General features: G+C 73.1%; 7 protein-coding genes. 5 read left to right on the top strand and 2 right to left on the bottom strand.

Features of this window, described 5'->3' with window-relative positions:
- Window positions 1–129: 129 nt before the first annotated feature.
- A complete protein-coding gene (locus ACIQR3_RS36285) occupies window positions 130–1,581 on the bottom strand; it encodes a cytosine permease (RefSeq protein ID WP_403545557.1) in 1,452 nt (483 codons plus the stop codon).
- Between the two features lie 209 nt (window positions 1,582–1,790).
- On the opposite strand from ACIQR3_RS36285, the gene ftsY reads away from it, so the two are divergent.
- Window positions 1,791–2,999, top strand: coding sequence for a signal recognition particle-docking protein FtsY (gene ftsY / locus ACIQR3_RS36280; protein WP_403545555.1), 1,209 nt, complete (start codon window positions 1,791–1,793; stop codon window positions 2,997–2,999).
- 123 nt (window positions 3,000–3,122) lie between these two features.
- On the opposite strand, the gene ACIQR3_RS36275 is transcribed toward ftsY, so the two are convergent.
- The gene (locus tag ACIQR3_RS36275) at window positions 3,123–3,788 is read right to left on the bottom strand and encodes a bifunctional DNA primase/polymerase (protein ID WP_403545553.1); all 666 of its coding nucleotides are present in this window, start codon (window positions 3,786–3,788) and stop codon (window positions 3,123–3,125) included.
- 446 nt (window positions 3,789–4,234) lie between these two features.
- Between ACIQR3_RS36275 and ACIQR3_RS36270 the strand changes: the two genes are divergently transcribed.
- The 4 genes from ACIQR3_RS36270 (at window position 4,235) to ACIQR3_RS36255 (ending at window position 10,264) form a co-directional block, all read left to right on the top strand.
- Window positions 4,235–5,737 (top strand): hypothetical protein, encoded by a 1,503-nt coding sequence (locus tag ACIQR3_RS36270; protein WP_403545552.1) that lies wholly within the window; start codon window positions 4,235–4,237, stop codon window positions 5,735–5,737.
- Between the two features lie 316 nt (window positions 5,738–6,053).
- Window positions 6,054–7,397, top strand: coding sequence for an ammonium transporter (locus tag ACIQR3_RS36265; RefSeq protein ID WP_403545551.1), 1,344 nt, complete (start codon window positions 6,054–6,056; stop codon window positions 7,395–7,397).
- Window positions 7,394–7,732: a P-II family nitrogen regulator gene (locus ACIQR3_RS36260; RefSeq protein ID WP_215164542.1), complete on the top strand. Its 339-nt coding sequence runs from the start codon at window positions 7,394–7,396 to the stop codon at window positions 7,730–7,732. Before ACIQR3_RS36265 ends, ACIQR3_RS36260 begins: the two co-directional genes overlap by 4 nt.
- Window positions 7,733–7,774: 42 nt before the next feature.
- Complete coding sequence (locus ACIQR3_RS36255; RefSeq protein WP_403545549.1) at window positions 7,775–10,264, top strand: [protein-PII] uridylyltransferase; 2,490 nt, start codon at window positions 7,775–7,777, stop codon at window positions 10,262–10,264.
- Window positions 10,265–10,284 lie beyond the last annotated feature (20 nt).

The following is a 10,284-nucleotide window of genomic DNA, read 5'->3' as shown; positions in this document are numbered from 1 at the left end:
GGCTCCCCGAATCCGCAGGGCCCGTGGTCCGGGCGCGGCCGAGGAACGCCAGCCGTCGGCCGCGCCCGGACGCGGACCGGCCCGGCGTGCCGCGCTTGGGGGCGCACGCCGGGCCGGCCGGACCGAGCGTCAGAGCGGCAGCGGCTGCGGCTCCCCGCCCCGCTCCGCCGGGACCGCCACCGCCGGCTTGGGCAGCACCACGTACAGCAGGCCGGAGACCACGATCGTGGCGACCCAGCCGAGCCCGTACTCGCCGATGACGTTGTTGCCGGCCAGCGGGCCGGTGAACCAGTCCGACGTGGTGAACATCAGGCCCGTCGCCAGACCCACGGCCCACGCGGTCACCGCGGCGGGGGAGAAGCCGCCCCGGTACCAGTACGCGCTGGTGCGCCCCGTGTCGGAGAGGGCCGCGCCGTCGTACTCCCGCCGGCGCAGCATGTCCGCGCCGAAGACGCCGACCCAGGCCGAGAAGGCGACCGCCAGCAGCGACAGGAACGCGGTGAAGGACCCCAGGAAGCTGGTCGCCGCCAGCATCAGCACGCTGCCGAAGACGAGCGAGATCACCGCGTTCACCGACACCGCCCAGTGGCGCGGCACCTTGAAGCCGAGGGTCTGCGCGGTGAAGCCCGCCGAGTACATCGACATGGCGTTGATCAGCAGCATGCCGATCAGCGCGATCAGCAGGTACGGCACCGCGATCCAGGTCGGCAGGATCTCCCCGAGGAAGGAGACCGGGTCGGCCGTCGAGGCCAGGTCCGGCGTGGAGACCGCCATCACCGCGCCCATCAGCACCATCGGGAGTACGACGATCCCGGCGCCGCCGACCGTCACGCCCACGATCCCCTTCGCGGACGCGGTACGCGGCAGGTAGCGCGTGAAGTCCGGGGCGGACGGGATCCAGCTGACACCGCCCGCCGCGATCAGGCCGATCCCGGTGATCATCGCGGCCACCGACCCGGCGGGCCGGCCGAAGACCGCCGACCAGTCGGTCTCCGCGACCAGATAGGCGAGCACCAGCACCGAGAAGGCGCCGAAGAGGTAGGCCGCGTACTTGTTGCATCTCTGCACGGCGTTGATGCCGAGCCCCGAGATCGCGAACGTCGCGATCACGAAGGCCAGCAGCGTCACCATGTCCAGCAGGGCGTTGGCCCGCACGCCGAACAGGATGTCCAGCACCGTGAGCAGCGCGTACGCGCCGGTCACCGCGTTGATCGTCTCCCAGCCCCAGCGGGCCACCCAGATCAGCGCACCGGGCAGCAGATTGCCCCGCTGCCCGAACACCGCCCGGGACAGCGCCATCCCGGGCGCCCCGCCGCGCTTGCCGGCGATGCCGATCAGCCCGACCAGTCCGTACGAGACGACGGGCGCGCACACCGCGACGACCACCGCCTGCCAGAAGCCGAGGCGGTACGCCACGACCAGGCTCGCGCCCATCGTGAGCAGCAGCACGCTGATGTTGGCGCCGACCCAGGTCGGGAAGAGCCCGCGGACGCGGGCCGTGCGTTCGTGATCGGGCACCTGCTCGATGCCGCGGGTCTCCAGGCCGTGGGCGCCGTCGGGCGCGGCGGCGGTTTCGCTCATGTGGGGGTGTCCGTGCCTCAAGGGGCCCGTGCCTCGTGGGGGAGGGACGGGCGGCGGTCGGGTGATCTACGCGCGTCGCTGCGGGCCCCGCCATCGTACTTTGCTCCCATCGCGTCCCACCAGTGACCTTTGTCCCTTGGAGGAAGTGCCAAGACGGGTGTGCCGCGGGGCCCTGACCGACAGGGGCCATGGCTGATACTGGAGCCGTTATGGACATCGTCATCCTTGCTGTAGTCATCGCCGTGGTCGTGATCGGCGCGATCGGCGGGCTGGTCGTCGGCAGCCGCCGTAAGAAGCCGCTGCCGAAGCCGCCGCCCGCCGCGCCTGACCTCACCGCCCCTCCGGCCGAGCCGCACGTCGGCGAAGAGGCCGAGACACCGCGCGACGAAACGCGCCGGACGATAGAGGAGGTCGACCTCCCGAGCGGCAGCGGCGCCACCCTCGCCGAGCCGCCCGTCGTCGAAGAGCTCGAAGTACCTCCGCTCGAGGTCCCCGAGCCCACCGCCGGCCGACTGGTCCGGCTCCGTTCCCGCCTCTCCCGTTCGCAGAGCGCGCTCGGCAAGGGCCTGCTCACGCTGCTCTCCCGCGAGCACCTCGACGAGGACACCTGGGAGGAGATCGAGGACACGCTGCTCACCGCCGACGTCGGCGTGCGGCCCACCCAGGAACTGGTCGAGCGGCTGCGCGAGCGCGTCCGCGTCCTCGGCACCCGCACCCCGGAGGAGCTGCGGGGGCTGCTGCGCGAGGAGCTGATCACCCTGGTCGGCCCCGACATGGACCGCGCGGTCAAGACCGAGCCCCCCGCGGGCAAGCCCGGCATCGTGATGGTCGTCGGCGTCAACGGCACCGGCAAGACCACCACCACCGGCAAGCTCGCCCGGGTCCTGGTCGCCGACGGCCGCAGCGTCGTCCTGGGCGCCGCCGACACCTTCCGGGCCGCCGCCGCCGACCAGCTCCAGACCTGGGGCGAGCGGGTCGGCGCCCACACCGTGCGCGGCCCCGAGGGCGGCGACCCGGCCTCCGTCGCCTTCGACGCGGTCAAGGAGGGCAAGGAGACCGGCTCCGACGTCGTCCTGATCGACACCGCGGGCCGGCTGCACACCAAGACCGGCCTCATGGACGAGCTGGGCAAGGTCAAGCGCGTGGTGGAGAAGCACGCCCCGCTCGACGAGGTGCTGCTCGTGCTCGACGCCACCACCGGCCAGAACGGTCTGATCCAGGCCCGGGTCTTCGCCGAGGTCGTGGACATCACCGGCATCGTGCTCACCAAGCTGGACGGCACGGCCAAGGGCGGCATCGTGGTCGCCGTCCAGCGCGAGCTGGGCGTGCCGGTCAAGCTGATCGGCCTCGGCGAGGGCGCGGACGACCTGGCGCCGTTCGAGCCGGAGGCGTTCGTGGACGCGCTGATCGGTGACTGAAACGCTTCCTCCGCCCACACCGGAAGCGCCCGCCCCCTCGGGGGACGGGCGCTTCCGGGCGTCAGGAGCCAGTACGCCCAGTACGCCCAGTACACCCGGTACGTCTCCAGGTGACCGCCGCCGCTACCCCCGGGACCGGTGTGCCACGTATGCCAGGGTCCCCAGCAGCAGCCGCGCCTCCGGCGGCCGGGTCGCCGAGTCCAGGGCCGGCGGGCGCAGCCACCGCACCGGGCCCCGGCCGCCGCGGTCGGAGGGCGGGGCGGTGATGTGCGCGCCCCGGCCGAGGCCGCGCAGATCGAGGGCGGAGGGCGCGTCCCAGCCCATCCGGTAGAGCAGCCGGGGCAGCTCGGCGGCGGCGCCGGGGGCGACGAAGAAGTGGGCGCGGCCCTGCGGGGTCGCCGTGACCGGGCCGACCGGCAGCCCCATGCGCTCCAGCCGGGCCAGCGCCCGGCAGCCCGCGGGCTCGGCCACCTCGATCACGTCGAACGTCCGGCCGACCGGCAGCATCACCGAGGCGCCCGGGAACCGCGCCCACGCCTCGCTCACCTCGTCCAGCGTCGATCCGGCGGGTACCTCGGGCGCGAAGTCCAGCGGGTGCGCGCCCGGCGCCGGGCAGTCGGCGCGGCCGCAGGAGCAGGCGCCCCCGGCGGCCCGCGCCCCCGGCACCGCGTCCCACCCCCACAGGCCGGTGAACTCGGCCACGGCCGTGCACTCCGACGGGCGGCCGCGGCGCCGCGCGGCGGTCCGGAGGTCGCGAATCCCCCGACTGCTGCCGATCGTGAAGCCCATGCCCCCTCCAACGGGTTCGGCGCACCGATGGTTACGAAGTGGGTGCGCGCGGTGACTCTCTGTTCCCACCTCCCCAGTGCCGAGCGTTTCAGACGGCGCCTGGAAGCATCCCGGGTGGTGCGTCCGGCGACGCGCGCCCCTGCCGTGCTCCGTTGCACCCACTCCCGAGTGGCCGATGTCAAGTGAATCGCGAGGCCCGTGCCACGAGTTCATGCGCAGGGGTGGCGAATGGTGGCGTTTACGGAATCGCCATGGCCATACGCGTGATCGTGAAATTACTTTGTGTGCATGGAGCCTGGGGGCACATGCGCGTGTGGGTATGCCGGAGGCAACTCGGCTTTCCGTTCGAAGAGTGACAACCCTGGGACGGACGGTCCGAACAGCGGCATCCTGATAGGGCTTGGCGCACTCGGCGGCAGGTGGTCTTGAGGGATGGGGGCGTTCCAGTGAGCGGCAACGGTGGCGGCGGAACGAGCGCGGGGGACGCTGCACACCCCGGGCACGCCGACAAGCGTCCCAACGAGTTGCTCACCTCGTGGTTCGTGCGCAGCGGCTGGTCCAAGGGCGAGCTGGCCCGTCAGGTCAACCGCCAGGCCCGCCGGCTGGGCGCCAAACACATCTCCACCGACACCTCCCGCGTACGCCGCTGGCTGGACGGCGAGAACCCCCGCGAGCCCATCCCGAAGATCCTCTCGGAGCTGTTCTCCGAGCGTTTCGGCGTCGTCGTCTCCGTCGAGGACCTGGGCCTGCGCACCGGCCGCCCGGCCCCCTCCGCCACCGGCGTCGACCTGCCCTGGACGGGCCCGCAGACCGTGGCCCTGCTCAGCGAGTTCTCGCGCAGCGACCTGATGCTGGCGCGGCGCGGCTTCCTCGGGACCTCGCTGGCCCTCTCCGCGGGCCCGTCCCTCATCGAACCCATGCAGCGCTGGCTCGTGCCCACGCCCCCGCCCGCCGCGCCGGAGCCCGAGCCGGTGCCCGCCGGGCGCGCCCGGGGCCGGCTGTCCAAGCCCGAGCTGGACCTGCTGGAGACCACCACCGTGATGTTCCGGCGGTGGGACGCCCAGTGCGGCGGCGGCCTGCGCCGCAAGGCGGTCGTCGGCCAGCTGCACGAGGTGACCGACCTCCTCCAGGAACCCCAGCCGGAGGCCACCCGCGTCAAGCTGTTCAAGGTCGCCGCCGAGCTGGCCGAGCTGGCCGGCTGGATGTCGTACGACGTCGGGCTCCAGCCCACCGCGCAGAAGTACTTCGTGCTCGCGCTGCACGCCGCCAAGGAGGCGGGGGACCGGCCGCTCGGCTCGTACATCCTGTCCAGCATGAGCCGCCAGATGATCCACCTCGGCCGGCCCGACGACGCGCTGGAGCTGATCCACCTCGCCCAGTACGGCAGCCGGGACTGCGCGAGTCCGCGCACCCAGTCCATGCTGTATGCGATGGAGGCCCGCGCCTACGCCAACATGGGGCAGCCCGGACGCACCCAGCGGGCCGTGCGGATGGCCGAGGACATCTTCGCGGACGCCGACGAGTGGGACGAGCCGGATCCCGACTGGATCCGCTTCTTCTCCGCGGCCGAACTGCACGGCGAGAACAGCCACTCCTTCCGCGACCTCGCCTACGTCGCCGGCCGCAGCCCCGCCTACGCCTCACTGGCCGAGCCCCTGATGAAGCGGGCCGTCAGCCTGTTCGCCGAGGACGACGAGCACCAGCGGTCCTACGCGCTCAACCTGATCGGCCTGGCCACCGTGCACCTGCTGCGCCGCGAGCCCGAGCAGGGCGCCGCCCTCGCCACCGACGCCATCGGGATCGCCAAGAAGGTCCGCTCCGAACGCGTCAACACCCGTATCCGCAAGACCGTCGACACGGCCGTACGCGACTTCGGCGATCTGGCCGACGTCGTCGACCTCACCGATCTGCTCGCCAAGGAACTCCCGGAGACCGCCGAGGCGGTCTGAACCCCCGGGAAACCCCACGAACCCCGGCCGCGGCCGGCCCTCCCGAACTGCCCGACTCGGCTCCCCCCACGCCAGGTCACCGGAGGGCCCGCCGCGGCCGGCCTGCGCAGGTTGCGCCACGACAACGATCGCCCGTACCGAGATCAGGCAGTTCATCGACGCGTAACACGCACGGTGTCTTCGTCACGGCGGCGAAACAACGAGGGGCGCCCAACGAAACCGCGCTGCGCCAGTCTCATGGCGCATAACCGGCCCACCCCTCACTCCGCCCAGGCTTCCGCCCGCACGGGGCCGTACCAACGACGAGGAGACGCCGATGGCACCAGCCATCACCCTTGCCGCAGAGGCGCCGACGCTCTCTGCCGCCAACACAGGGTTCATGCTCATCTGTTCCGCCCTGGTGATGCTCATGACCCCCGGCCTGGCCTTCTTCTACGGAGGCATGGTCCGGGTCAAGAGCACGCTGAACATGCTGATGATGAGCTTCATCAGCCTCGGCATCGTCACCGTCCTGTGGGTGCTGTACGGGTTCTCCATGGCGTTCGGCACGGACTCCGGCTCGGTCATCGGCTGGAACTCCGACTGGGTGGGCCTGAGCGACATCGGCCTGACCGAGCTGTGGGACGGCTACACCATCCCGGTCTTCGTCTTCCTGGTCTTCCAGCTGATGTTCGCCGTCCTCACCCCCGCCCTGATCAGCGGCGCCCTCGCGGACCGCGTGAAGTTCACGGCGTGGGCGCTGTTCGTCGCCCTGTGGGCCACGATCGTGTACTTCCCGGTCGCCCACTGGGTCTGGGGCGCGGGCGGCTGGGCCTTCGAACTGGGCGTGATCGACTTCGCCGGCGGTACAGCCGTGCACATCAACGCCGGTGCCGCGGCGCTCGGCGTCATCCTCGTCATCGGCAAGCGGGTCGGCTTCAAGAAGGACCCGATGCGCCCGCACAACCTGCCGCTGGTCATGCTCGGCGCCGGTCTGCTGTGGTTCGGCTGGTTCGGCTTCAACGCCGGCTCCTGGCTCGGCAACGACGACGGCGTCGGCGCGCTGATGTTCGTCAACACCCAGATCGCCACCGGCGCCGCCGTCCTCGGCTGGCTCGCCTACGAGAAGATCCGGCACGGCGCCTTCACCACCCTCGGTGCCGCCTCCGGCGCGGTCTCCGGCCTGGTCGCCATCACCCCGGCCGGCGGCGCGGTCTCCCCGCTCGGCGCGATCGCGGTCGGCGTCATCGCCGGTGTCGTCTGCGCCATGGCCGTCGGCCTCAAGTACAAGTTCGGCTACGACGACTCCCTCGACGTCGTCGGCGTCCACATGGTCGGCGGCATCCTCGGCTCCCTGCTCATCGGCTTCTTCGCCACCGGCAAGGGCCAGTCCGACGTCGCGGGCCTCTTCTACGGCGGCGGCCTCGACCAGTTCTGGAAGCAGTGCGCCGGTGTCTTCGGCGTCCTCGCCTACTCCCTGGTCGTCTCCGCGGTCCTCGCCTTCCTGCTGGACAAGACGATCGGCATGCGGGTATCCGAGGACGTCGAGGTGGCCGGCATCGACCAGGCCGAGCACGCCGAGACCGCATACGACTTCAGCGGCGCCGGCGGCGGGGCCGCCCGCACCAGTGCCCTGCCCACGACCGTCGTCGGCGCCGAGAGCAAGAAGGTGGACGCATGAAGCTCATCACCGCCGTCGTCAAGCCGCACCGGCTCGACGAGATCAAGGAAGCCCTCCAGGCCTTCGGAGTACAGGGCCTGACCGTCACCGAGGCCAGCGGCTACGGCCGCCAGCGCGGCCACACCGAGGTCTACCGGGGCGCCGAGTACACCGTCGACCTGGTCCCCAAGATCCGCATCGAGGTGCTGGTCGAGGACGACGACGCCGAACAGCTCATCGAGGTCGTCGTCAAGGCCGCCCGCACCGGCAAGATCGGTGACGGCAAGGTCTGGGCGGTCCCCGTCGAGACGGCCGTCCGGGTCCGCACCGGCGAGCGCGGCCCGGACGCCCTCTGACACGGACGCTCTCCGACACGACGGACGAACAGGAGTCGCTGGGTGACGAGCACGGACGTGGCGAACGAAACAGAGGACTCGGGACCCAGCGGCTACGCGGCGGCCCGGCTGCGCCTCCTCACCGAGGGGGCGCGGTCCGGGCCGCCGCGCCGTTCCGCCCTCTCCGCGCTGACCGACGACTGGCTCACCGGCCTCTTCGACACCGGGGCCGAGGGACTGCGGGGCGTGTCGCTGGTCGCGGTCGGCGGATACGGGCGCGGTGAACTCTCCCCGCGCAGCGACCTCGACCTGCTCCTGCTGCACGACGGCCACGACGACAAGGCGGTCGCCGCCCTCGCCGACCGCCTCTGGTACCCGGTCTGGGACCTCGGCCTCGCCCTCGACCACTCGGTCCGCACCCCGGCCGAGGCGCGCAGGACGGCCGGCGACGACCTCAAGGTCCACCTCGGTCTCCTCGACGCCCGCCACCTCGCCGGCGACCTCGGCCTGACCGCCGCGCTGCGTACGACGGTCCTCGCGGACTGGCGCAACCAGGCCCCCAAGCGCCTGCCCGAACTCCAGGAACTCTGCGCCGAGCGCGCCGAACGCCAGGGCGAGCTGCAGTACCTGCTGGAACCCGACCTGAAGGAGGCGCGCGGCGGCCTCCGCGACGCCACCGCCCTGCGCGCCGTCGCCGCCTCCTGGCTCGCCGACGCCCCGCGCGAGGGTCTCGCCGACGCCCGCCGCCGCCTCCTCGACGTCCGCGACGCCCTGCACCTGACGACGGGCCGCGCCACCGACCGGCTCGCCTTGCAGGAACAGGACCAGGTCGCCGCCGAACTCGGCCTCCTCGACGCCGACACCCTGCTCCGCCAGGTCTACGAGGCCGCGCGCCTCGTCTCGTACGCCAGTGACGTCACCTGGCGCGAGGTGGGGCGGGTGCTGCGGGCGCGGTCGGTACGGCCCCGGCTGCGCGCCATGCTGGGGGGCGGCAAGCCCGCGCCCGAGCGCTCCCCGCTCGCCGAGGGCGTCGTGGAACAGGACGGCGAGGTGGTGCTCGCCCGCGCCGCACGCCCCGAACGCGACCCCGTCCTCCCGCTGCGCGCCGCGGCCGCCGCCGCGCAGTCCGGTCTCCCGCTCTCCCTGCACGCCGTACGCCGCCTCGCCGCCACCGTGCGCCCCCTGCCCACGCCCTGGCCCGCCGAGGCCCGCGAGCAGCTCGTCACCCTGCTCGGCTCCGGCCGCCCCACCGTCGAGGTCTGGGAGGCCCTGGAGGCCGAGGGCCTGATCACCCGGCTGCTGCCCGACTGGGAGCGGGTGCGCTGCCGCCCCCAGCGCAACGCCGTGCACGTGTGGACCGTCGACCGGCACCTCATCGAGACGGCGGTGCGCGCCTCCTCGTTCACCCGCCGCGTCCACCGCCCCGACCTGCTGCTGGTCGCCGCCCTGCTGCACGACATCGGCAAGGGCTGGCCCGGCGACCACTCGGTGGCCGGCGAGATCATCGCCAAGGACGTGGCCGTCCGGATCGGCTTCGACCACGCCGACGCCGCCGTCCTGGCCACCCTCGTACGCCACCACCTGCTGCTCATCGAGACCGCCACCCGGCGCGACCTCGACGACCCCGCCACCGTACGGGCGGTCGCCGAGGCGGTCGGCACCCAGGGCACGCTGGAACTGCTGCACGCCCTCACCGAGGCGGACGCCCTCGCCACCGGGCCCGCCGCCTGGTCCGCCTGGCGCGGTTCCCTCGTCGCCGACCTGGTCAAACGGGTCTCCGCGGTGCTGTCCGGAGACCCCCTGGAGGACCCGGAGGCCGCCGCGCCCACCGCCGAGCAGGAGCGGCTCGCCCTGGAGGCGTTCCGCACGGGCGGCCCGGTGCTGGCGCTGCGCGCGCAGACCGAGGCACCGGCCGAGGTGCCGGACGCGGTGTCGGGTTCGGTGTCGGGCTCGGTGCCGGGTTCGGTGTCGGGCGAGCAGGAACCGCTCGGGGTGGAGCTGCTGATCGCCGTTCCCGACCAGGCGGGCGTGCTCCCCGCCGTGGCCGGCGTCCTCGCCGTGCACCGGCTGACCGTCCGCACCGCCGAACTGCGCTCCCTGTCGCTGCCGGACGGCGTCGACGGCTCCGTCCTGCTCCTCGACTGGCGGGTCGCCGCCGAGTACGGCTCGCTGCCGCAGGCCGCCCGGCTCCGCGCCGACCTGGTCCGCGCGCTGGACGGCTCCCTGGACATCGCCGCCCGCCTCGCCGAACGGGACGCGGCCTATCCGCGCCGCCGGGGCGTGGTCGCGCCGCCGCCGCGGGTGACGGTCGCGCCGGCGGCCTCCCGCTCCGCGACGGTGATCGAGGTCCGGGCCCAGGACGCGCCGGGGCTGCTGTTCCGCATCGGGCGGGGCCTGGAGGAGGCGGGGGTGCGGGTGCGCAGCGCGCACGCCGGCACGCTGGGGTCCAACGCCGTCGACGCGTTCTACGTGACCGCCGCCGAGGGCGGGCCGCTGCCGGGGGAGGAGGCGGTGTCGGTCGCACGCGGGCTGGAGGAGCTGCTGCGGGGGTGACCGCGCGCTCCCCGTCCGCT

The sequence above is a fragment of the Streptomyces sp. NPDC090994 genome, assembly GCF_044768905.1.
Lineage (GTDB): Bacteria > Actinomycetota > Actinomycetes > Streptomycetales > Streptomycetaceae > Streptomyces.
The sequence above is the reverse complement of the archived record's forward strand: the minus strand, read 5'-3'. Positions and strand labels throughout refer to the sequence as shown.

Coding starts and splice junctions, on each gene's coding strand:
- ACIQR3_RS36260 (WP_215164542.1), top strand. CDS start 7,394: ATGAAGCTCATCACCGCCGTCGTCAAGCCGCACCGGCTCGACGAGATC.
- ACIQR3_RS36285 (WP_403545557.1), bottom strand. CDS start 1,581: ATGAGCGAAACCGCCGCCGCGCCCGACGGCGCCCACGGCCTGGAGACC.
- ACIQR3_RS36265 (WP_403545551.1), top strand. CDS start 6,054: ATGGCACCAGCCATCACCCTTGCCGCAGAGGCGCCGACGCTCTCTGCC.
- ftsY (WP_403545555.1), top strand. CDS start 1,791: ATGGACATCGTCATCCTTGCTGTAGTCATCGCCGTGGTCGTGATCGGC.
- ACIQR3_RS36275 (WP_403545553.1), bottom strand. CDS start 3,788: ATGGGCTTCACGATCGGCAGCAGTCGGGGGATTCGCGACCTCCGGACC.